This window comes from Cyclobacterium jeungdonense (genome assembly GCF_010994275.1).
GTDB classification, from domain to species: domain Bacteria; phylum Bacteroidota; class Bacteroidia; order Cytophagales; family Cyclobacteriaceae; genus Cyclobacterium; species Cyclobacterium jeungdonense.
On the sequence record NZ_WMCD01000001.1, the window covers coordinates 473,465 to 496,984 of the forward strand.

Below are 23,520 nucleotides of genomic sequence, written 5' to 3' on the forward strand. Positions count from 1 at the left end.
TATGACTGCCCAAAAAAGCCTGTTTTTAATTTGTTTTCTGAGTTGCTGTTTGCTCTTTTCCTGCCAGGAGAAGAAAGTGGAAAGCTACCGTAGGCCTAATATCCTGTTTGCCATTGCCGATGACCTTTCTTATCCGCATATGGGAGCCTACGGTATTGATTGGATTCAAACCCCAGCTTTTGACCGGGTGGCGAAGGAAGGCTTGCTGTTTTCCCGGGCCTATACTCCCAATTCAAAATGCTCTCCTTCCCGGTCCATCATTCTTACCGGCAGAAACTCCTGGCAGCTGGAAGAGGCCGCCAACCACGTTCCGTTTTTTCCTGAAAAATTTGCATCTCATGTAGAAATATTGGGTGAAAACGGCTATTTCACCGGTTTTACAGGGAAAGGCTGGGCGCCTGGAGATCCCGGGCAGCGGAACGGAAACCCCAGAATGCTCACAGGCCCGCGATACAGTGATATCCAACTGGATCCCCCTACCGAGCAGATAAGCAAAATTGATTATGGAGCTAATTTCAAGCATTTTTTGGATGAAAAACCAGAGGAGACCCCTTTTTATTTTTGGTACGGGTCCACCGAACCTCATAGAGCCTATGCCTATGGTTCTGGGGCAGAACTTGCTGGTAAATCCATAGATAGTATAGATCATGTTCCGGCATTTTGGCCCGACAATGATTCGGTAAGAAACGATTTGCTGGATTATGCCTTTGAGGTTGAATATTTTGACCAACATCTGATGACCATGCTTGAAGAGCTGGAGAAAAGTGGTGAATTGGAGAATACGGTAGTGGTAGTAACAGCGGACAACGGCATGCCATTTCCTCGGGTAAAAGGACAGGCCTACGAGTATTCAAATCATTTGCCCCTGGCCGTGATGTGGGGAAAAAACATCCAAAATCCGGGAAGAGTCATAGATGATTTCGTCAACTTCACCGATTTTGCTCCTACGTTCCTGGACTTGGCAAAAATTAACCCCGATAGCTCTGGAATGGCTCCCATGACAGGAAAAAGCTTGTTACCGATTTTCTTAACGGAAAAAGCGGGAAAAACCGACCCTTCACGGAATGCGGTATTAATAGGAAAAGAGCGTCATGATATTGGGCGGCCGGATGATCAGGGCTACCCGATACGGGGTATTGTCACCGAGGAATTCACTTACATTCACAATTTTGAACCGGACCGCTGGCCTGCCGGAAATCCTGAAACCGGTTACCTAAATACCGATGGCAGCCCGACCAAAACGGTTATTCTGAACCAGCGACGGGTAGAAGACAACAGGCATTTTTGGAATCTTTCTTTTGGCAAGCGTCCCCAGGAAGAGTTGTATGACCGGCAAAAGGATCCGGAATGCATCCAAAACCTGGCTCTGCATCCGGAATACCAGGCCATCAAAGAAAACCTGAAGGAAGAATTGTTCCGGCAGCTGAAGGCACAGGAAGATCCCCGGATGTTTGGGAATGGGGATGTTTTCGATTCCTATGAATATGCGCAGGAGAGTCAAAAGGATTTTTACAATCGCTTTATGCAGGGTGAATCCTTCAACACCGGATGGGTGAACGATACGGATTATGAAACTGACTTTAAGGAATGAAAAGAAGATGGCGTTTTTGGTTTGTTCTGAGTGTCTTATTGCTGACAGGGAATAGCCCGGGCTGGGCTCAGAATAAACGGCCCAATATCGTTATGATTCTTGCGGACGATATTGGGCATGAAGATATTGGGGTGAATGGTAATACCCAGGTAAAGACACCTGTAATAGACAGGTTTGCGGCGGAAGGACTCCGCTTCACCAATTTTTATCTAACTACCAGCTCCTGCAGCCCCAGCCGGTGCAGCATGATCTCCGGACGCTACCCACACAATACCGGTGCGGCGGAATTACACACTACGCTTCCGGAATCCATCGCCATTTTTCCTGAATTGTTAAAAGAGGCCGGTTATTTTACTGGCCAGGCAGGAAAATGGCACATGGGGCCTGCTCCGCGAAGGGGCTTTGATGTGATTTACGATAAAGGCCCCACTATGGGCGATGGCGGAGAAGATATGTGGGTTCCCCTGCTGCAAGAGCGACCCAAAGACAAACCTTTTTTTCTATGGCTGGCCTCTCTGGATGCCCATAGACCCTGGGGTCCCAATTCTTTTTCGGGAACTCATACCCCGGAATCGGTACAGGTACCGCCTTTTCTGGCAGATGAAATGCCCACCAAAACAGATTTGGCTCGGTATTATGACGAAATTTCCCGTTTTGACTCGTTTATAGGAAAGGTAGAAGCTGAATTAGACCGGCAGGGTGTGTTGGAAAACACCCTAATCCTGGTCCTATCTGATAACGGCAGGCCTTTCCCTAGAAGTAAAACTCGCTTGATTGATTCCGGGATCAAGTCTCCGCTGATCGTCAAATGGCCGGAGGGCATTACGAAAGTGGGGAGCATTTCGGGAAGTATGTTGAGCAGCATAGATCTGGCGCCTACTTTTTTGGAACTTGCCGGATTGACTCCTCCTGATTCCTTTCAGGGAAAAAGTTTTATGGCATTATTAGAGAATCCGGGGCTGCCCTTTCGTAATTTTGTATTTGCCGAGCACAATTGGCACGACCACGAGGCCCATGCCCGAATGGTACGGACTAAAAATTACCTGTATATTAAAAACAACCGGCCCGGATTCAGCAATCCGGGACCTGCCGATTCGAATGCCTCAGAGGCTTTTGCGGATTTAAAACGAGTAAGAGACGAAGGGAGCCTCAATCCGGCACAGGCGGATGTATTTTCCGCGCCCCGAGCGGCAGAAGAGTTTTATCTGGTTGAGGAAGATGAATATCAGCTTCTGAACAGAGCGACATTAGGAGATAGTACGGGCATGCTGGATTATTTGCGGGATGTCCTGGAAAAATGGAGTCAGGAAACAGACGACACGGTTCCGAATGATTTAACGGAGGATTGGTACAACAAGGAAACCGGAAAACCCCTGGACATAGAAAGAACCCGCGGAGAAATGCCAGGAGGACCGGATGCCCTGAGTACCACCAACAAAGGACCCTTTTAATGATTACCCGAAGGATGGAGATAAAGGAAATTGTCAATCGTTTCAACGCACTGCTTTGCGGAATGGCGATACTTCTAGTGGTGGGGACTTCCTGTAACTCCAAACCGGAAGCAATACCTTCCCGGCCCATGGATCCCTGGGCATTTCGTTCCGTTTTGGATAAACGCCCCCGAATGCTGACACTTGCATTGGATACCGCTTGCTTTGCTGCGTATGACCTGGGAAAAGGAGAGCTTTACAAGGTGTGGAAGGGTGGAGTCCTTCGGGAAGGAACCGTTTTTACCAATAAGAAAAACATTCAACCCAGTTCCTGGGGTACATCTTATTATGGAGAGGATTCCCTGCCCAATCAGTGGTTGGTGTCCAAAAATGGAGAAAACCTCTCCTTCGAGACGCAGTACAAAGGATACCTGTTGGAGGACAACCAAATAACCATTCGGTTTGAATTGGTTCTGGACGACGGAACAAGGATAAAAATAAACGAGCATCCGGAATTTGTTCGGAATGAACTGGATCAACCGGGCTTCAAACGCTCCTTTGCTGGCTCTGAAATTCCCGAGGGATTGGAAGTTTCCTTGAGGTCTGATAATGATAAAGTTCAGGTGGGAATTTCCAGAGATCTTGTAGCAACTGATTTTTTTCAACAGCTTCCTGAGCAATCGCCGCCTGCCATTGGGGATAGTTATGATCACCTGGGAATATTGTGGATGGAAAATAGCGATTGCTACACCTGTCACGAAGAAAAGAACGCCATGGTAGGCCCTTCGTTCGAACAAATTGCTGCTCGGTACCCGAAAAATGGGGAAAGCTATTCCTTTTTGACCAGCAAAATAAAAGAAGGGGGAGCGGGAGTATGGGGAGATACGCCCATGAATCCGCATCCTGATTTGTCTTCTTCCGAGATTAAAACCATGCTGGATTATATTTTTACGTACAAACCTAAGGAAACAACCATTGCCACTGGAAATCGGGTAAACCAAAAGAGGCCATCCACCAATATAGAAGAAGAATCCCCCTCTCCGAAGCCTGGCCATGGCGCTGCTGTGGAAGGGGTGCATCCGAGTTACGATTTGACGACTTTACATAATGATTCTTTTCAGCCAAGGGTAGGCGGGCTGGATTTTTTGCCAGACGGAAGGCTATTGGTCAGTACCTGGGATTCCATAGGAGGCGTGTATTTGGTTGACAATATCCTGGAAGGGGACAGGGCTCCGGTATCGGTAAAGCGCATTGCGGCTGGCTTGGCGGAACCCCTGGGTTTGGAGGTGGTGGATGGAGAATTATTTGTTTTACAAAAGCACGAATTGACCCAGTTAATCGATCACGATGGGGATGATTTAATCGATGAGTACCGGGTAGTTTGTGACGACTGGGGTGTACGGGATGATTTTCATGAGTTTGCTTTTGGACTGGTTTACAAGGACAACCACTTTTACATCACCTTGTCCATGGCAATGCGGCTGATGGCCAATGAGCGCCAGCTCCCGGATAGGGGAAGAACCCTGAAGATCGATCGGGAAGGCAACTACGAATGGATGGATTATGGTTTGAGAACGCCCAATGGAATCGGTTTGGGTATGGATGAAGAGCTATTTGTGACCGATAACCAAGGGCAATGGTTACCTGCAAACAAACTTATACACGTTCGAAAAGGAGTGTATAATGGCATGGCATGGGGGCTTTCGGAGGAGCAAGAACTGGACCCGCCTGCCATGGTTCCTCCTGCCATTTGGCTGCCGGACAAAGAAATTGGAAACTCGCCCTCAGAGCCTATTTTGATGAAGGACGGGCCCTATCAGGGACAGTTATTACATGGAGATGTAACCAATGGGGGAATCAAGCGGGATTTTCTTGAAAAGGTAAACGGAGCCTATCAAGGTGCGGTGTTCCGTTTTTCTCAGGGCTTTACAGCGGGGGTCAATCGACTCGTCTGGGGACCGGATGGCGCCCTATATGTGGGAGAGGTAGGAATGGTAGGCGGCTGGAGCTGGAAAGGAAACCAATTTGGTCTGGAAAAAATAATGTACAATGGGAGCAGTACTTTTGAAATGCTGGCTATCCGTGCAAAACCGGACGGGTTTGAAATCGAATTTACTGAGCCAATCGGAACAGAGGTACTGGATCCGGCCTTGCTTGAAGTTCAGCAGTGGCGGTACAAGCCCACTGCCTCCTATGGTGGTCCCAAGTTGGACTTGACGCAGCTAACTCCAGAATCCATGAAACTATCCGGAGATGGGAAAAGGCTGCATTTAACCATCCCGGGATTAATGGAAAATCACGTTATTTATTTTAAGTTACCCGAAGATTTGAAAAGTCAAACGGGTAATTCACTATGGTCTTCAGAGGCTTGGTATACCCTTAACAACATTCCCAACTAAACCGATACGATGAAAAATAATTCTAATAAAGAGTGGACGCGCAGGTCTTTTATACAACGTTCAGGGACAGTCATGGCCTTAGGAAGTATGAGTGGCTTTCCCCACACTGGATTTGCGGGACCATCAACCAAACAGAAAATGAATAAAAAAATAAAAATCATTCATACCGATTCCAATTTTGAAAGGGAACCTCTATTTCCCTACCGGTTTAAAGGAAGTGCCATTACGGAAGCCTGGCAAACGGTGGCATTAATGAAAGCCGAGAGTGGTAGGCATAAAATAGGCATTGGTACCCAAGGAACTTTGTGGTCCGATAAGGCGGTGTTTCAAGCCCATTCTACCACGGCAGGAAATGCCCTGATGTATGCGATGACGGAAAGAGCTTTGCAAATCATCAAAGGTACCCACTTTGTTGATCCGGTATCCCTGCTGGAAGATATCCTGCCGGAGGTTTATGACTATGGCAAAAAAATTACCAGAAATCCGGATCTTAAAAAGACCTTTGCTTTAAATGCCTTGGTGCCCGTTGATAATGCGGCCTGGTTATTATTCGGAGAGGAGAATGGCTTGCAGACCTTTGACGAAATGATTCCGGAAGCCTACCGTCCCGGGCTTTCCCATAAACACGATAAAGTGGCAAGTATTCCTTCGTTCAGCGTGGGTGCATCGATTAATGACATAAAGGATGCCGCGGACAAAGGTCATTTCATTATGAAATTGAAAACGGGCGCTCCGGGTACCCAAAAGGAAATGCTGGAAAAGGACATTGAATTTTTGACAGCGGTTCACAAGACGCTGGGAGACAGGGAGACCTCACACACAAAAAATGGTAAAATCCCATATTATTTTGATGTGAATGAAAGGTATGAAAAAAAGGAAACCCTGGAGCGATTTCTGGACCATGCCAAAAAGATTGGAGCCTTCGATCAGATTGCAGTCATTGAAGAACCGTTCGGTGAAGCTAATGAAACCTTTGTCGGGGACCTGGGGGTACGCATTGCAGCTGATGAGAGTGCACACACCGTGGAGGATGCGTTAACTCGGATAGAGCAAGGATATTCTGCGATTGCCGTGAAGGCCATTGCCAAAACCATGAGCATGACCATGAAAATTGTGCAGGCCGCTTACGAACGGAACGTGCCCTGTTTTTGTGCTGACTTAACGGTGAATCCGATTTTGGTGGACTGGAATAAAAATGTGGCTGCGCGATTAGCTCCTTTTCCAGATATGAATATTGGATTGCAGGAAACGAATGGTCACCAATATTATAAGAACTGGGAAAAAATGCTTGGTTACCACCCCATGTCTCACGCGGCCTGGGTACATACCCGAGACGGTGTTTATCCCACCGGTAAGGAATTCTATCAAAAGAGTGGTGGTATTCTTGCCAGTAGCCCTCATTATGAAACGATGGTCGAAAGTTAATGCAGAGGACTATAGTTCTAATTATTAGTAACTCGTTGTAACCAAATCATTAAAGGAACGACTTTTGATTTATTTATCACCGAACTTATATTTTTTATTACAAAATTCGGAATCTCGAAATTTTTACGAAAAAAACCAATCAATATTTTTTAATTCCTTTCACTTAGTTTACATTTGAAAAAATGTATTTTATATATACAAATATGCATGTTAAAAAAATACCATTTTCCAAGTCTGTTTGTTTTAATCCCAATTGGACTGGATTGTTTTTTTTAGGATTTAAATTGACAACATTAATTGGTATCAGGTGAAAATATTATTGGTAGACGATGATCCTATCGTCATATTATTACAAAAAAAGCTGATGGAAAAAGCAGGGATTACCCATCAGGTTAATTCATTCAATAACGGGGAGGATGCGCTGCGATTTTTAGCTAAAAATGGTTACAATGATGAAGAATACCTGATGTTTCTGGATATCAATATGCCAGGATTATCGGGCTGGGATGTACTGGATACTTTGGACTCTATGAACATTTCCAAAAACCTAAAAGTGATTATTATTACTTCTTCCATAGAAGAGACTGATAAAAAGCATGCCGAAGATTACCAGCGAATAGTAGATTTCTGGGTAAAACCCTTTAGTATTCAGGATTTTATTCAACTCAAAGAAAAATTTCACCTTTGATCCGTTAATTGTTCGGGTTCCGGGTCTTGGCCTATTTTAAGCGCAAATATTTCCCTATTATTGTTGTTTCATCATTGTAATCCGTATGAAACGATCGCATCAACTTATCCTTTCCAGCTTATTTCTTATTTTTTGTTCTTTTGGGCAGCATTTGATTGCCCAAGAGAAATTTCCCACTGTTGACGGGTACAAAGGTATTTGGTTTACGTTAGGCCAGTTTTCAGATTTTGGGGACAAATATTCGGGGGGACTGGGAACCTATACCGCCAAACACGTTCCACTTGCCATTCATGCTCCGGAGGTTAACCGGACATTTTTCGTCTATGGAGGAACCCGTTCTCAGGAAGAAAAGCATCTGCTGTGCATGATAGGGGTGTTTGATCATGAATCAGGAATGGTGTCGAAGCCGGTGGTGGTACACGATAAAGAAGGGGTGGATGACCCGCATGACAATCCCAGCCTGGCGATTGACGAACAGGGATATCTTTGGGTTTTTGTTAGTGGTAGGGGTAGAAAAAGGATGGGCTATAAATACAGAAGCACCAATCCCTACAGTATCGATTCCTTTGATTTGATTAGTGAGGAGGAAATGACCTACCCCCAACCTAAGTTTATACCTGGGTATGGTTTTCTGAATTTATTTACCAAATACACCGGTATTCGGGAACTATACATGGAAACAAGCACGGATGGTCTGGTTTGGAGCCCTGATCAAAAGCTCGTGGCTATCAAACGTAACGGAGACAAGAATAGTGGGCATTATCAGGTGTCTGGAAATAAGGGAAATAAAATCGGTTTTTTTTGTAATTGGCATCCAAATGGAAATGTGGATTTACGAACCAATTTGTATTATTTCCAAACCACTGACTTTGGCCAAACATGGACAGATAGTGATGGTAATGAAGTGGAAATTCCGGTGTTAAACTTAACCTCTTCAGGTTTGGTAAAGGAATACTTTAGCCAGAAACGAAATGTGTATCTAAAGGATGTGAATTTCGATGCTGATGGGAATCCCATCGGCTTGTATGTGGAAGGAATCGGGCATCAGCCAGGCCCGGAAAACGGTCCCCGATCATGGCATGTGGTGCATTGGGATGGCAGCAGCTGGCAGGACCACCTTATCACCCATTCCGATCACAATTACGATATGGGAAGCCTTTGGGTGGAAGAAGATGAATGGATGGTAATAGGCCCGACTGCCAATCGTCCCCAGGTTTGGGGTGCCGGTGGAGAAGTGCAGCTCTGGAAAAGTAGCGACCAGGGGCGGAGCTGGGAAATGAGTCGCCAGTTGACCAAAGGGAGTAACCGAAACCACAATTACATCCGTAGGGTAGTCAACGGTTCGGACCCCTTCTATTATTTTTGGGCAGATGGTAACCCGGATGAATTTAGCCAAAGTCACCTGTATTTTGGAGATAGCGAAGGCAATGTGTGGAAACTACCATATGAAATGGAAGAAGATTGGGTAAAACCCAAGAAGTGGCGGAATAATTGGCTCAGCAGGTGGTTTTCCCGGTAACTGAAGGCTTCCCTGCTGTTTATTTGGGTTATCTAGTGCTACCCATTTAGAAACTGGACTATTTGAACTTTACGACCTAAGTATCGATCGAATCGAGGTTTTATTCCCAAGGGTATCGTCGCGATGATTGAAAATCACCACACCGGGTTGGGATGGAAATTGCTAATGAAGGCACCTGAAATAGGCAAGGGCCTGGAAAAACTTAGATTTTACATTGGTCCTAAAAATTAAGTTTTATCAAAAAAAAACAACAAATAACAGCTAAGACGACAATAGGTTGGTATATTCAGCGAAACAATAGTTTATTACCGTGACACTAAAAACGCAACCAACCTTTCTGGCCACCCTTTTGACCTGCCTGCTCTTTTTGGTTGCTGCTTTTCAATTTCCCGAAGGGTTAAAAGTGCAACTCGAGGAGTTTGCAGCACTAACGTTATACTATTTCGGAAATTTTTACTTGTACCTGGGGCTATTTATGGTGCTGGTCTTATTGGGCATCGCCCTTTCTCCCTGGGGAAAAAAGACCCTTGGAGAAGGTCCGGTTACCTACGGCTGGTTTTCGTGGATTGCCATGCTCTACAGTACCGGTATGGGAGCGGGCCTGATGTTACGGGCGGTTCAGGAGCCCACTTTCTATTACACGCAACCGCCACGTCATTCGGAGTGGGCGGCCGATGTCTTTGCCCTGGAGTATACCTTTTTTCATTGGGGTCTGACACCTTGGGCATTTTATGGAATGTTTGGTTTGATCATTGGCTACCTGGTATACGGCAGGTCCCGTAAGATGCTTAGTTCTTCTATTTTGAGTGATCGGTATCAGCGGTCCTGGTTAATTGTTCCCATAGATGTGATTACCATCCTCAGTACCTTGTTTGGAGTGGTTGGAGCGGTGGGGCTCGGCAGTCGGCAGCTACTGGCTGGGTTTAGTCAGCTTTTTATGCAGGTAGAAATGAGTTATTCCAATAATGCCTATGTTGTTCTCTTTCTGGGTTCCCTGGCTACGATTTCGGCCTTTTCCGGGCTCAGTAAGGGGATACGAAATGTTTCACGTTTTAATATCGCCACCGCCTTGTTTTTAGTGGCGGTCACCCTATTGGCAGGGAATACCGGTCAAATGGCAAGTAACTTTATACATGCATTGTGGGCTTATCTTTTCGATTTCTTTCCGATGAGTGTGAACGCCGGCAAGATGGAGGTTCCAGCTTCATTTTTAATGGATTGGACCTTTTTTTATTGGGCTTTCTGGCTTTCTTGGGCACCGTTTACAGGCGTGTTTATTGCCAGAATTTCTCAGGGAAGAAGCTTTCGGGAATTTATCTTTGGCGTTTTGCTGGTACCAACCCTTGGGACGTTCATTTGGTTTGCGGTTTTCGGAACGGAAGCTTTTTTGCTTATCGGAAACCCGGACTTATATCAAGGACAGTTTGATTCCCTGTACGGGTCCATATTTGTTTTTTTTGATAAGCTTCCCCTGGGGGCCTTGCTTCAACCGCTGGCTTTACTCTTGGTTTTTACTTTTTTGATTACCTCTATTGATTCGGCAATTTATGTTTTGGGCATGTTTGCTGATAACGGAAACAGGGATCCGAAAAAAAGAAATTTGCTCGTTTGGGGATTAATTTTGGTCCTCTTTACCGTCGCCACGCTTTTTATAGGAAAAGAACGATTGCTGGAATCTATTAGTCAACTGTTGATCGTAATGGCTTTGCCATTTAGTTGGATTTACCTGCTGATGATTGGTTCTTTTCTTTTTACCTTGTATAAAAGAAGGCAATCATGAGCTGCAAGAACCTGGCTAGAAATCACCTGCTTTACCTGACCTTTATGGTTATGGTGGCTATCGCCTGTTCTGCTGCCAAAAATTCCGAAACCCTGACTACCCTGGATGGCGAAAAGCACCGGGGTGTATGCTGGGTGGCCAGTCCCCATCCTTTACAAGGTGGTGAATTAGAGATTTTGACAGAAATCGGTGCTAGTCATATCTCCCAAACTCCTTTTGGTTGGCAGTCGCAAGTACAGGATCCGGAATTGCGTTGGGAGACCCATACAGACAAAATGTGGTGGGGAGAAAGTATCCATGGTTTGCAGGCTACCCTCGATTCGGCAAGGGCATTGGGCCTGAGCAGCATGTTAAAGCCCCACCTTTGGGTGCGCGGTTCCTGGCCCGGTGAAATTTCAATGAAAAATGAAACCGACTGGCAAACCTGGTTTCGCAATTACAAAGCCTTTATCCTGTACTATGCTCATTTTGCTGAAAAAAACGGCTTGCCGCTGCTTTGCGTTGGTACCGAGTTGGAGAAAACCAGTCATCGGGAAAGCGACTGGCGAGGGATCATCAAAGCCGTAAGGGAGGTGTATTCGGGAAAACTGACCTATGCGGCAAACTTTACCGAATACGAAAGAGTGGCTTTTTGGGACGCTCTGGATTACATTGGTGTGCAGGCCTATTTTCCCCTGGCGATGGGGCTGGATCCAGCTTTAACTCAGTTGCATCAAGGTTGGCAAAAAGTACTGCCTTCCTTGGAAAATGTCAGTCGGGATTTTCAAAAGCCCATCATGTTTACCGAGCTGGGATATTGTGATACCCAAGATGCCGCGCAGGAACCTTGGTTGTGGCCAAATCAGCGAAAAGAGGTCCCAATTTCCCAGGAAATGCAGGCCCTATGCTACCAGGCATTTTTTGAGGCAGTCTGGGACAAACCCTGGTTTCAAGGCGTTTATTTCTGGAAATGGTACCCACGGTCACGAGAACGGGTTCCTGATTTTACCCCCCAGAATAAATTAGCTCAGGGGGTGATGAGGACTTTTTTCTTAGGAAATAGGACGCAAGGAAAGGAAAATCTGTAACAAATTCCGTTGGATGCCAATTACTTCCATTCCCCTTTCTGAATTTTTACCAATGGAGCTGTTTTTCGATTGATGTATCCATGAATACCAGCCGTTACTAACAATACTACTGCTAAAATCCCTGCTAAAATTCCGATGACAGCAGACTGTTCCCATTGATTAACTGCAATGGCAGCGAATCCCCAGGTACCGACCAGGGCCGCTTCCCGCATATTTCTATAGATGGTAAGCAGCAGGTAAATGCCAGTGGCGATTAACAATACGATTACCGCCCAGACCACTTCTCCGCTCGGGCTAGCCAGAGATTCAAGGCTTTTTATAGCGATCGAGGCGTTCAGCACCGTAGCCAAAATTACCCATCCGCTGTAAATAGTGATAGGCCACCAGATCCAGAAAATGGTGCGCAAGGGAACATCTCCCAACTCAAGCCCCTGCTTGATAACCAGGCGCATTAAGGAAAACAATAAAAAGGCGATAATAAGCAGGGAAATCCATAGGTATCCGGAAGTCCAGGCCCAAACCCAAAGTGCATTGCTCAAGTTGGCTAAGAAAAACCAAATTCCCGCCGGAAGAAGGGCAGTTGAATAGTCATTTGACAAATAGCCATACCACTGGAACCCGAGATAAGCGAGCCATCCCAGGTAGATTAACCCCCAAATAGAAAAAGCATAGCCGGATGGGGTAAGTAGTGTTTGGTAAAAGGAACTGATTTCACCGACCGAATTGCCGAAAAAATCCCCGGCACCACCCAGGTAATTGAAGAACAGTACGACGATAAAACTGAAGGTATTGAGCAGAAGAAGGGGTAGAGGTTTCATAAGGACAGCAATTTAATGAAAGGATACTATCAATTTCTTTCCCATAGTAAAGCAGATTTTTTAATCGCTCTATAGGTTCTTTTACGCAATAAGGGAAGACTTTTACCGTAATAAACAGCCATAAGCAAAACTCCAATACTTCCGCAAAATAAGGTGAGCGGAGCACCGATCCAATCGGTAGCCAAACCGATCAAGAAACTTCCCATAGATAGGGACCCCATAAAGAGCATGATGTAAAAGCTCAATACCCGACCCCTTTTCTCCTCCGGAACAATGGTTTGAAGTAAGGTGTTGGACCCGGTGAATATTACAACCCTACCCAGGCCCGTGGTTACCAGGGCTAGCAAAGATAACCATAATAACGTGCTAAAAGAGAAAACCCCCAGACCTAGAGCAAAAACAAGGGTGCCCAAAAGTATCAATTTATCCAGTCCAAGGGCATTGGTTTTGGAGCCCATAAAAAAGGCTCCGATGAGGCTGCCCACCCCAACGGCACTCGTCATGTACCCAAAGATGACGGCGTCTCCCTGGAATACCTCGGCAGCGACAACTGGTAACACCACCATGTAAGATACGCCCAAGAGCGTCACTCCAGCAACAAAAAGAATGATAAACCGAATGTATTTGGTGGATATGGAGTAAGCAGCTCCTTCCAGGAAGGAGTTTTTGAAATTCTTAGTTGGTCCTTTTTTGGCGCTGGGCTGGTAATGGATACCGGCAAAAAAGCCAACCACCGAAAAGCTGGCCAGGGCATAAATCAAAAAACAAAATCCCTCTCCAATAAGTGGAATTAAAATTCCCGCCAGGGCGGGACCGAAAATCCGGGCAGTATTAAAAAGGGAGGAATTTAAAGCGATGGCACTTGTCAGGTTGTTTTTGTCTTCCACCAAATCATTGACAAAGGCATGCCTGGAGGGCATTTCCAAACCACTTACTATTCCGAAAAGTAGTTCCAAACCTAATATAAGTTCGAAATTGATGCTGTCGAAAATGGTCAAAAGAGCCAGAATGGTAGCATTGAGGGCAATGATGGATTGGCATATCATCAACAGGCGGTGCTTGTTATACCTGTCTGCTAGTACTCCTGCAACGGTTGAAAATAAAAAGGCGGCAATTTCCCTGGAAAAAGAAACCAAGCCCAGAAGCAAAGCAGAACCAGTAATCCGGTAGACCAGCCAACCCACTGCCACCTGTTTCATCATGTTTCCCAGGTTGGAAAAGGCCTGCCCGGTAAAGAAAAATCGGTAATTTTTAGAAGACAGTGACTTAAAAATTAACATGATAATTCTCCGTACATCCTTTCCATCCTATTCGTTGACCCATCTAAATCCCCATGCAAAAATAAACTTATTTTGTTAAAATGTCAGTTCAGAATGGTATTTAGCTTCTGGTTATATGGCCTTGTTGGCTTAAAAATGATTCCCATTTTGAAAAGGTGCTTTCTTTCATCACCCTGGGAAATTTTGTCTGTCCCCCTTTCTTTTTCTGCTTTTCGTTGTAATCGATAAAAGCAGCTGCAGGAATGATTTCTACTTCAATAGATCTCAGTGCCTTACTTCGCGCCACTTTGTAGTTTTTGTTGTTTTCCTGTAGAAACTGGTCTAGAAAAGTTTTTACTTCCTCCTTTACAGCCTCTCCGGTTTCCTTTCCCAAATACCAACGATGAAGGTATTCGCCATTTTCCTGAACGGCACTGACAGTATATTCCGGAATGGTAAGATTGAATTTATCCTGTAATGCTTCCATGGCCATATCCATTTGATGAACGCTGAGCTGGCTGCCGACTACATTGAGAAAAAACTTCGTCCTGCCGGTAATCTTGATTTCTGCGTTCTCTTTATTTGTAAAAGAAACGGTATCGCCAATCATGTACCGCCAGGCACCGGCAACGGTAGAAATAACGAGTATATAATCCTGATTCTCTTCAACCTGATCAATGGTCAAAGCAACCGCATCGGGATGAACGCTGCCCGATTCGTCCATGTTTTCTGGCTTAAAGGGCACAAACTCGAAAAAGATCCCATTGTCCAGTACCAGCGCCATCGCATCGGTGTCGGGTCTTTTCTGAAAAGCAAGAAAGCCTTCCGAAGCCAGGTAGGTATCGATGTAAACCAGTGGATGCGCCAGGTTTTTTTCAAAACTCTTTCGATGAGGTTCAAACGCTACCCCTCCGGGTGTATAAACTTCCAGATTAGGCCAAATATCATGTATGTTTTCTACTTTATGATAGGCAATCACCCGCTTCATCATCAATTCGATCCAGGAAGGGATGCCGGAAATGCTACCTATGTCCCATTCCCTGGCCTTTTCTGCAATTTTTTCAATCCGCTCGTCCCAATCCTCTATGGCGGAAATTTCAGGTCCGGGCTTGTAAAAGTTGTTGAACCAAAAGGGTATCTGGCTAGCGCTAATCCCACTAATTTCTCCTTCTAAAAACCCATTGTTTTTCTTTAATTCTGTAGAACTACCCAACATCATGATCTGTCGCTCAAAAAAATCAGCGGGTAAGTTGTAATGGGACAAGCTTACGATTTGTTGAATGCCGGTCTTTCGGATGGCATCTAACATATCATCCGTTACAGGGATGTATTTACTATTGCTGGTGGTGCCCGAACTTACCGCAAAAAATCGATTAATTCCCGGCCAGGTGATGTCTTTATGCCCTTCGCGGATCTTATGCCACCATTCCTGGTAAATTTTGTCGTAATCATAATAGGGGACCTTCCCCTGAAATTCCCCTATTCGATTCTCCTCGTTCAGTATCCTATTGAACCCATGGTAGATTCCAAACGAAGTATCCTCGGCCTTCTCCAGTAATTCCTGCAATACTTTTTCTTGCTTTTCTTTAGGGCTGACATCTGTATTCAGTTTTTCTCCTAATTCAATTGCTTTTTTAATCAATTCACCGATTACTGGCATGTTTTCTTAGCTAATGATTATTGAAATTTCTTTAAAAAATAGTTGCACAATTATCAGACCAGAAACCCTATCGAACCAAAATCAGCATGGTCGATGGAATTTTGCTTTAAAAATTGTATGCTTAAAAATTTTTACCTACTTTAAACACAGCAATTTTACCCTATACTGATGATAGATTTGATAAAACACCAATACAAAACCAGTCCCACATGGATCATGCTGATGACCGTGGTAGTGGCTGTTCTGTTTCCGATAGTCGTGCACCTGGGGCCTCCAGTTCAGGGCTCCCCTTTAGGTGCTATTTTGCTACCCATGTTTTATGTTCCCCTGGTTGCCTTGATTTTAATTGACAAGGTTCCGGCGCTTGTAGCAGCAGCGTTATCACCGACACTAAATTTTTTAATTTCAGGAAATGAGCAATGGTCGCTTTTAATTCTATTATCGCTGGAATTAATAGTGTTTACCTTAGTTATTAGCGATTTGTTTTCAAGAAAGATTTCGTTCTGGGCAGTGGTACCAGGGATTCTTCTAGCCAAGCTTGCAGGTGCAGGGCTTATTATGGCATTTGGTTTATTGCCCCTGTCTCCTGTAAATTATTTTATCCAATCCTTATATACCGGACTTCCTGGAATTTTGATTCTTCTGGTGTTGAGTTTCCTTTTAAAGGTGAATACGGAAAAGGAGCGTATGCTATAAGCTTTTATTCATAATAAATAGAACCAATCCCGATGACTCAAAAGCTGGAGATTACCTTTGATGCGATCAGCGAAGCACTGCATGCTTTTGATTTCCCTGAAATAGACATGGTGTTGGGAATTGGAAGAGGCGGAACATCTCCTGCCTGCATGATCGCCCATCAGCTTGGAGCAGCATTAAAAATTGTCCGAATAAGTTATAGAAACGATAATAACGAACCCATTTACGAATCTCCCGTAACCCTTACCGATTTCAATTGGGATTTTTTTAGCCATAACCGCATACTGATAGTAGATGATGTTTCAGTTACCGGAATAACGCTGGCCACCGTAAAAGAAAAGCTTTCCGGCCATGAAGTATACACCTTTGTTTTAAAAGGTATTGCCGATTTTGTTCTATTTCCCAAAGTAAAATCTTGTGTGGCATGGCCCTGGAAAGACGCTATCGATGGATGAATAGATTGACCCTTGTCTCGTTGATTCTGGGGACGGTTTTTTCCTGGAAGTCCTTGCAGGCACAGGATTCAGACTCCCTGAGTATGGCCCTGGACCAGGTAGTGGTGACAGGTACCCGGGCAGCACGTGCTGCTTCTGAGGTTTCTTCCAGTATTACCATTATAGATAAGGAACAGTTGGCTCAATCTACCCATGTAAACGTATTGCCTTCTTTGGTACGGCATGTTCCGGGTCTCCTACTTAATGATAGATCCACCCTGGGTTATGGGGTAGGCCCCGGTTCGGGAGGGAATATCTCAATCCGCGGCATAAGTGGTTCTCCAAACAACCGCATTTTAGTTTTAATTGACGGACAACCTCAGTATATGGGGATATTTAGCCACCCTATTGCAGATTCCTTTCATTCTACGGATATTGAACGGGTAGAGGTCATCCGGGGAGCTTCATCGGTTCTTTACGGAAGCAATGCCATGGGTGGCGCTATCAATTTTATCACTGCTAAAACAGATAGACAGGGTTGGTCTGGAAAAGTAGATGCTGCCGCGGGCTCATTTGGCACCCACTCCCTTTCCGGAAAAGTAGGGTATCAGACTAAAAACTGGGAGTCGGTGCTGTCTTTAAATCGGAGCAAAACCGACGGGTACCGAAAAGATGCCTCAGACGGTTTCGAAAACACGGCGATTTTTTATAAACTCAGCCATCAGATTGACTCAAATCTGAAAGTATCAGGAGATTTTCAATTATCCGATGCCAGTTACGAACATCCGGGTACTTTAGAAGCCCCTTTGTTAGACGATAAAAGAACGTATTTTAGAGGGCGGGCGGCACTAGGCCTGACCAACGAGGGGGAAAAAGTCTCTGGTGCTACGTTGTTTTTTCACAATTTTGGAGATCATCGGTTTACCAGCGGATTTGAATCCAGCGATTTTAATCAAGGAATCGCTGCCTACCAAAACTTAAAACTAATCCCCGGTCAGACAATCACCCTGGGAATCGATTTTAACCGGTTTGGAGGCGAAGCTAGCAACGAAAGTATACCGCCTCCCGTGGCTGTTGGATTGAATGAATCCCAGGAGGTGCATCAAACCGAGGTTTACATGCAATGGCAGCAAACACTTTGGGAAAAGCTACACCTCAATACCGGCGTTAGAGAGGTATATAATTCCCAGTTTGGCAGGACTACCGTTCCGGGTTTTGGCCTTTCTTTCGAAATGGATTCCCAGCATGTATTTAAGTTATCCTCTTCCAAGGCATTTAGAAGCCCCTCTGTGGTTGATTTGTTTTTATTCCCACCTTCCAATATAGAATTGCAACCTGAATCCATGTGGAATCATGAGCTGGCATTTCTCCGCAGGTCTCCAGATGGTCTTTGGGACATGGAACTGGTAGTTTATTATGCGAAGGGGGATAACCTGATCCAATTGGATGCAGCGCAGGCTCCCCCCAGAAACAGAAACACAGGGACTTTCAAAAATAAGGGGCTGGAAGCTCAAATTAGTTTCAGGCAAGATGCTTTTCCTGGATTTATTTTCAGTTATAATTTTGCAGATGTCTCTGAAAATGTGTTGTTTGCACCTGAGCATTACCTGAAACTTCAGATGGATGCACAGGTTGGAAGATTCCAGGTCATGCCTTTTGCCCAACAGGTTTTCGGTCTGAACACTTCATTGAATAGCGAGACCGAATCGGTGGACTATACCTTGCTGAATGTACAACTAAATTACCAGATGATGGAGAACCTGAGAGCCCATGTTCAGGCAAATAACTTGCTGGACAGCGAATACCAGCTGGAAAACGGTTATCCCATGCCGGGAATTAACCTATCAGCGGGCATCAATTTTCAATTTTAACCAAAAAACCCATGAAATGCGAAAATGAGAATGAAAGGCGTTCCTTCCTAAAATCCCTTGCGGGATTGACGGCCGGAATCATGTTGCCCGTCCATTTTTCCGGATCGCAGGCAAGAAGTGCTGACTCCGGATCAAAAGCGGTCTATGCAAAAGATAAATGGGGAGAATTACTCCCTCAACGAAAATTTGGAAACACGGGAGAAGCGGTCACCATGTTGGGCCTGGGAGGAGCCCACATAGCAAGAATGCCTGAAACGGAAGCGGAAAAAACCATCGAGCGTGCCATCGAAGGGGGGATCCGTTTTTTTGATAATGCGGAATCCTACGGAAATGGAAGGGGAGAAGAAAGGTACGGCAAATACCTAACTCCCAAATACAGGGATGTGGCTTTTATACAGAGTAAATCAACGGCCAGGGACGGGAAGACCGCGCAAGCACACCTGGAAGGGACCCTGCGGCGCATGAAAACAGATTACCTTGACTTGTGGTTGATCCATGCCGTTACCAGCCCATCGGATGTTGATAGCAGGTTGACCAATGGGGTGCTGGATGTGGTTCAGCAGGCTCGCGATAGTGGAAAAGTCCGGTATATTGGTTTTTCGGGCCATTCTGATTTCAATGCTCACCTGCGCATGCTGGAGCGAACGGACCTGCTCCAGGCTTGTCAGATGCCGGTAAATGCCTTTGACCCCAATTATAAGAGTTTTATTACCAACGTAATGCCTCGATTGGTGGAGAAAAAAATGGCCCCCATGGCCATGAAAACCCTGGCGAACGGTGGTTTTTTTGGAGGAACTTCACATTTCAATCACGGAGATAAACCCAGGATCATTCCCAACGCCATGACAGTGGAGGAAGCGGTGCATTTTTCCTGGTCTTTACCTATCAGTGTACTGATCACCGGAGCGGACGATGCGGAGATGCTTTCCGAAAAGATTGATTACGCTAAAAGATTTCAATCCTTTGATGCCGCAAAAAGAAACCAGTTGATAGAAAAAGTGGCTGGATTTGACGGCCGATTGGTAGAATATTACAAAGTATAATTCTCTTTCGGATGAGTTAGTGAGAAATAGGTTCTTCCCTTTTTTGCATTTTCCAGAGGGAAGCCAGGGTTAATCCGGAAATAATGTGCCAGATTCCCCACCAACCGGCAATGATGGACATACCGCCCAGTCCCTCAAAATAATTGAAAATGAGAACCAGAGCCAGCCCTGAATTCTGGATACCTGTTTCAATGGTTAGCGTTTTAGTTTCCGCCAGTTTCAGTCCTGCCATTTTTGCAAGGGAGAAGCCCGACAATAGCGCCAGAAGATTGTGTACGAGTACCAATCCAAAAATAAGTCCGATTACTTTGGTAAACAGATTAAAATTGCTGTAAAAAGCAACGATAACAATGGTAATAAATACCATGATGCTGAGTGGTTTTAGTAAACCAGCTAGTTTACGAGCGATGGAAGGCTTTTTTTGATGAACATATATTCCCAGGGCCAGGGGTATTCCTAAAATCAAAGCTACCGTCTGGAAAACTTCGAAATAGTCGAGCTGAATGCTGATTAGCAGGGTGGAAGCCGGTTTGTACCAACCTGACCATAAGGCAAAATTCAGCGGAGTCAGCACAATAGAGGAGATCGTAGCAAATGCGGTAAGGCTGACCGATAGCGCACTGTTGCCATTGGCATGGTGGGTCAGAAAATTGGATATATTTCCTCCGGGACAGGCTGCGACCAGAAACATACCTAAAGCAACACTTGGAATAGGATTAACCAACAGAATTAACAGCCAGGTAAAAAAAGGAAGTACAAGGAATTGAGCCAGAATACCTAAAAAAAATGGTTTTGGCTGGACCCAGATACGTCTGAAATCCTGAAGGTCGATATCCAGTGCTACGCCAAACATAATCACCGCCAGGGAAACATTCATCAGAAACAAGGAATCCCCATCAAAGTGTATCTGTAACTGATCCAATTCTTCCATATTAGCTATTAAAAAGATCAAAAATAGAATAAATCGACCAAAAATGAGCGTTTTTCTTTATTTCAAAGTTTTTACAAGTAATCAAATGCAAAATTTCAATGATAAGTTTAATTTTTATAAATTTGACCATTGAAAATTTCGATAGGATTGTATAAAAACCTTCTTTAGCTAATTTTGATTTGTTCCCTGTGGGATCGAATCAGCATAGTTTATAGATGGTTTACAATTTCTATTAATCTTTTAAACCTTAGATTAGACAATTTACATTATGGAAAAAATCAAAGTAGGTATCAATGGATTTGGTAGGATTGGAAGACTTGTTTTCCGTGCCGCCCAGGAAAGAGACGATGTACAAATCGTAGGCATCAATGACTTAATTGGTGTAGACTATATGGCCTACATGCTTAAATACGACTCCACCCACGGTCGGTTTGACGGAGATGTGGAAGTAAAAGACGGAAAACTGGTGGTAAATGGAAATGCGATTCGTGTTTCTTCCGAGAAAAATCCTGCAGATCTGAAATGGTCTGATATCGGTGCTGAAATAATCGTGGAATCTACCGGTTTATTCCTGACAAAGGAAACCGCCAAAGGCCATATCGATGCAGGTGCTAAGAAAGTAGTGATGTCTGCACCATCCAAGGACGATACCCCCATGTTTGTAATGGGAGTAAATGAATCTTCCTATACTTCGGACATGGTGTATGTATCCAACGCTTCTTGTACTACCAATTGTCTGGCTCCCCTTGCAAAAGTGGTCAATGACAACTGGGGCATTGAAGAAGGACTGATGACTACGGTTCACGCTACTACTGCTACCCAAAAGACGGTAGATGGTCCTTCCATGAAAGACTGGAGAGGCGGAAGAGGCGCCGGCCAAAATATAATACCTTCGTCCACAGGTGCCGCCAAGGCCGTTGGAAAAGTGATTCCTGAATTGAATGGCAAATTGACCGGAATGGCTTTTAGAGTTCCTACTCCAGATGTATCGGTGGTAGATCTTACCGTTAGATTGGTCAAAGGAGCCAGTTATGAAGAAATTTGTGCTAAAATGAAAGAAGCGTCCGAAGGAGATCTAAAAGGAATTTTGGGTTACACCGAAGATGCCGTGGTATCCAATGATTTTATTGGAGATCCTCGTACCTCTATATTTGATGCTGGTGCAGGTATTCAATTGAGCGATAAATTTGTTAAGCTGGTAGCCTGGTATGACAACGAGTGGGGCTATTCCAACAAAGTAGTGGACCTCGTTCAGTATATTTCTAAAAAGTAAATTTCCGAATTACTATTTTTGATAGGGTTGAATTCAGTTTCAACCCTATTTTTTTTTAACTGCTTACTTCAGATCCTCAAGCAATTGCAATGCCTCCCTGTGTAAAATGGGAGCTGTTTCCGGCCCCAGGGAATTGACTTCGCCATAGGGAGCGGAATCCCTTCCGTAGGTAAAGGGGGATTCTTCGTCCCATTGGCTTTTTGGAATGATATAGCCAATCATGTCGTTGGCCATCCCGCTGAAAAAACGGTATTTTCCGGGCATCTGACCCCGTATAGCCGGAACTTCCACCGGGCCAATTCCAAAGTCAGCACCTTCAGGTGATTCGACCCCTCCATTGGCTATTTCCGGATACAACTCTCCGGGAATATGGATGAAGGAAGCCGGGCCCAGTGTCCAGGCATTTACTTCCGATCGAACCTGACCCCATTTAATAAAACCCCTGTCAAATACGCCAACAAATGCCGCCAGACGGAATAGCTTATTAGTCATCGGTAAAGCCACCGTTTTGGCCCGTAGGGAGAGACTTCCTTCCGTGATGCTATCCATTTCTAGTTTCAGCGTTTCAAAGCTAATTTTTGCCAATGCCAGACCCTGTGCCTCAATTTTCTCTACTCCGGCTTCCGTATGGATTTTTTCCGTGTAAGGATGTACAATGGCATCACCTGGGCGGGTAGTCATCAATCCTCCCAAGGCGCCGTTCATAAAAATAGCCACTCCTCCCAGACCTTTATGGATGATTTCATTATCATGAAAAATACCGTCTTCCATGTAATGCCTCCAGTAATGAGGAAAATCAGAACTGATCAGCGTATTCTTAGACCAAAGTGTTTCCGGGTGATTCCCCCAATTCAAAAGGATTCCCAGTGTTTCATCCGTTTCCCGGTCACATACCTGCATCAGTCGAATAGCTGCATCCAGGACAATCGGTTTCCGGCTATCCCCGACCAATGGCAAAGCATCGCTTTCATTGACAGCAAATTTTATTTTTGCCGGGCGGCTATTTTCCAAGGCGGTCAAAACGGACTTTTCGATCCCCTCAAAAACGAGCTGCTGGTATTCCCTGTTGACCCCTCTCGTAAAAGGTCCCGGTCCCCACATGCCCATCATGTCGGGAGAAGAATGAACATGTGTGCTGGCAATGATGAGGTGATTCAGGTCTGTTTTTTCCAAAATTCGTTTCCTTAGTGTCAGCACCTCATCGTTACCAAAACCAATCATGTCGATGATACAAAGCCCCAGTTTATATTTTCCGTCCTCCAATACCATGCTCCTTGCCCATAGGGGATCATTTATTCCGGAAGCGGGTTTGTTTTGATGAAAACCTGCCACCCAGATGGGATCAAATTTGCCGTTTTGGTTGAGATCATGAAAGCGGTCACCCTCTGCTTTCTGGAAGCGTGCATCTCCATTGGTATCTTCCCAGGTATCAAAACCAACCGGACTGATGTCGACCTTTGCAAATCCGGCCTGTAAGGACCCCGGGGTCTGATTTTCCAAAAAAAGGTCTATGGAATATCCGGGGTGACGATCCCTAAATTGATAGGCGCCATACCCAACGACCAGGACAATGATCAGTACCAGTGAGGTCAGCGTGACTTTTATCCAGGTTTTCATTTTTTAAGAAATTTAATAT

The 23,520-nt window shown here is 44.9% G+C and carries 18 protein-coding genes; 13 read left to right on the forward strand and 5 right to left on the reverse strand.

Features of this window, described 5'->3' with window-relative positions; all coding sequences use genetic code 11:
- Window position 1 precedes the first annotated feature (1 nt).
- The 8 genes from GKS34_RS01790 to GKS34_RS01825 all read left to right on the forward strand — a co-directional run bounded on the left by GKS34_RS01790 (window position 2) and on the right by GKS34_RS01825 (window position 11,899).
- Window positions 2–1,591, forward strand: coding sequence for a sulfatase family protein (locus GKS34_RS01790; RefSeq protein WP_163383099.1), 1,590 nt, complete (start codon window positions 2–4; stop codon window positions 1,589–1,591).
- Window positions 1,588–3,042 (forward strand): sulfatase family protein, encoded by a 1,455-nt coding sequence (locus GKS34_RS01795; protein WP_163383100.1) that lies wholly within the window; start codon window positions 1,588–1,590, stop codon window positions 3,040–3,042. Before GKS34_RS01790 ends, GKS34_RS01795 begins: the two co-directional genes overlap by 4 nt.
- Window positions 3,042–5,420, forward strand: a complete 2,379-nt coding sequence (locus tag GKS34_RS01800) for a c-type cytochrome (RefSeq protein WP_240459153.1) — start codon at window positions 3,042–3,044, stop codon at window positions 5,418–5,420. The genes GKS34_RS01795 and GKS34_RS01800 overlap by 1 nt, the downstream gene beginning before the upstream one ends.
- A 138-nt stretch (window positions 5,421–5,558) precedes the next feature.
- On the forward strand, window positions 5,559–6,845 hold the full coding sequence (locus tag GKS34_RS01805) for an enolase C-terminal domain-like protein (protein ID WP_435380176.1): 1,287 nt from the start codon (window positions 5,559–5,561) through the stop codon (window positions 6,843–6,845).
- Between the two features lie 307 nt (window positions 6,846–7,152).
- Window positions 7,153–7,533: a response regulator gene (locus GKS34_RS01810; protein ID WP_163383102.1), complete on the forward strand. Its 381-nt coding sequence runs from the start codon at window positions 7,153–7,155 to the stop codon at window positions 7,531–7,533.
- An 85-nt stretch (window positions 7,534–7,618) separates the two neighbouring features.
- Window positions 7,619–9,052, forward strand: coding sequence for a BNR-4 repeat-containing protein (locus GKS34_RS01815; RefSeq protein WP_163383103.1), 1,434 nt, complete (start codon window positions 7,619–7,621; stop codon window positions 9,050–9,052).
- A gap of 310 nt (window positions 9,053–9,362) precedes the next feature.
- Complete coding sequence (locus GKS34_RS01820; protein ID WP_163383104.1) at window positions 9,363–10,832, forward strand: BCCT family transporter; 1,470 nt, start codon at window positions 9,363–9,365, stop codon at window positions 10,830–10,832.
- Entirely contained in the window at window positions 10,829–11,899 is a 1,071-nt protein-coding gene (locus tag GKS34_RS01825; RefSeq protein WP_240459154.1) for a glycoside hydrolase family 113, read from the forward strand. The genes GKS34_RS01820 and GKS34_RS01825 overlap by 4 nt, the downstream gene beginning before the upstream one ends.
- Before the next feature lie 20 nt (window positions 11,900–11,919).
- Here GKS34_RS01825 and GKS34_RS01830 read toward each other — a convergent pair whose 3' ends face one another.
- The 3 genes from GKS34_RS01830 to GKS34_RS01840 form a co-directional block, all read right to left on the reverse strand.
- Window positions 11,920–12,717: a TspO-related membrane protein gene (locus tag GKS34_RS01830; protein ID WP_163383105.1), complete on the reverse strand. Its 798-nt coding sequence runs from the start codon at window positions 12,715–12,717 to the stop codon at window positions 11,920–11,922.
- 29 nt (window positions 12,718–12,746) lie between these two features.
- The gene (locus tag GKS34_RS01835) at window positions 12,747–13,997 is read right to left on the reverse strand and encodes an MFS transporter (protein ID WP_163383106.1); all 1,251 of its coding nucleotides are present in this window, start codon (window positions 13,995–13,997) and stop codon (window positions 12,747–12,749) included.
- A gap of 100 nt (window positions 13,998–14,097) precedes the next feature.
- A complete protein-coding gene (locus GKS34_RS01840; protein ID WP_163383107.1) occupies window positions 14,098–15,636 on the reverse strand; it encodes a GH3 family acyl-acid amido synthetase in 1,539 nt (512 codons plus the stop codon).
- 168 nt (window positions 15,637–15,804) lie between these two features.
- Here GKS34_RS01840 and GKS34_RS01845 point away from each other — a divergent pair, with 168 nt between their 5' ends.
- Genes GKS34_RS01845 through GKS34_RS01860 form a run of 4 tightly spaced genes read left to right on the forward strand, consistent with a single transcriptional unit; the run spans window position 15,805 to window position 19,680 of the window.
- A complete protein-coding gene (locus GKS34_RS01845; RefSeq protein WP_163383108.1) occupies window positions 15,805–16,332 on the forward strand; it encodes a hypothetical protein in 528 nt (175 codons plus the stop codon).
- Between the two features lie 32 nt (window positions 16,333–16,364).
- Window positions 16,365–16,787 (forward strand): phosphoribosyltransferase, encoded by a 423-nt coding sequence (locus tag GKS34_RS01850; protein WP_163383109.1) that lies wholly within the window; start codon window positions 16,365–16,367, stop codon window positions 16,785–16,787.
- A complete protein-coding gene (locus GKS34_RS01855; protein WP_240459155.1) occupies window positions 16,757–18,637 on the forward strand; it encodes a TonB-dependent receptor plug domain-containing protein in 1,881 nt (626 codons plus the stop codon). The genes GKS34_RS01850 and GKS34_RS01855 overlap by 31 nt, the downstream gene beginning before the upstream one ends.
- A gap of 11 nt (window positions 18,638–18,648) precedes the next feature.
- Window positions 18,649–19,680, forward strand: a complete 1,032-nt coding sequence (locus GKS34_RS01860; RefSeq protein WP_163383110.1) for an aldo/keto reductase — start codon at window positions 18,649–18,651, stop codon at window positions 19,678–19,680.
- A gap of 16 nt (window positions 19,681–19,696) precedes the next feature.
- On the opposite strand, the gene GKS34_RS01865 is transcribed toward GKS34_RS01860, so the two are convergent.
- A complete protein-coding gene (locus GKS34_RS01865; protein WP_163383111.1) occupies window positions 19,697–20,611 on the reverse strand; it encodes a bile acid:sodium symporter family protein in 915 nt (304 codons plus the stop codon).
- Window positions 20,612–20,879: 268 nt separating this feature from the next.
- Between GKS34_RS01865 and gap the strand changes: the two genes are divergently transcribed.
- Entirely contained in the window at window positions 20,880–21,884 is a 1,005-nt protein-coding gene (gene gap, locus GKS34_RS01870) for a type I glyceraldehyde-3-phosphate dehydrogenase (RefSeq protein ID WP_163383112.1), read from the forward strand.
- 63 nt (window positions 21,885–21,947) lie between these two features.
- Here gap and GKS34_RS01875 read toward each other — a convergent pair whose 3' ends face one another.
- On the reverse strand, window positions 21,948–23,501 hold the full coding sequence (locus GKS34_RS01875; protein WP_163383113.1) for a hypothetical protein: 1,554 nt from the start codon (window positions 23,499–23,501) through the stop codon (window positions 21,948–21,950).
- Window positions 23,502–23,520: the final 19 nt, after the last annotated feature.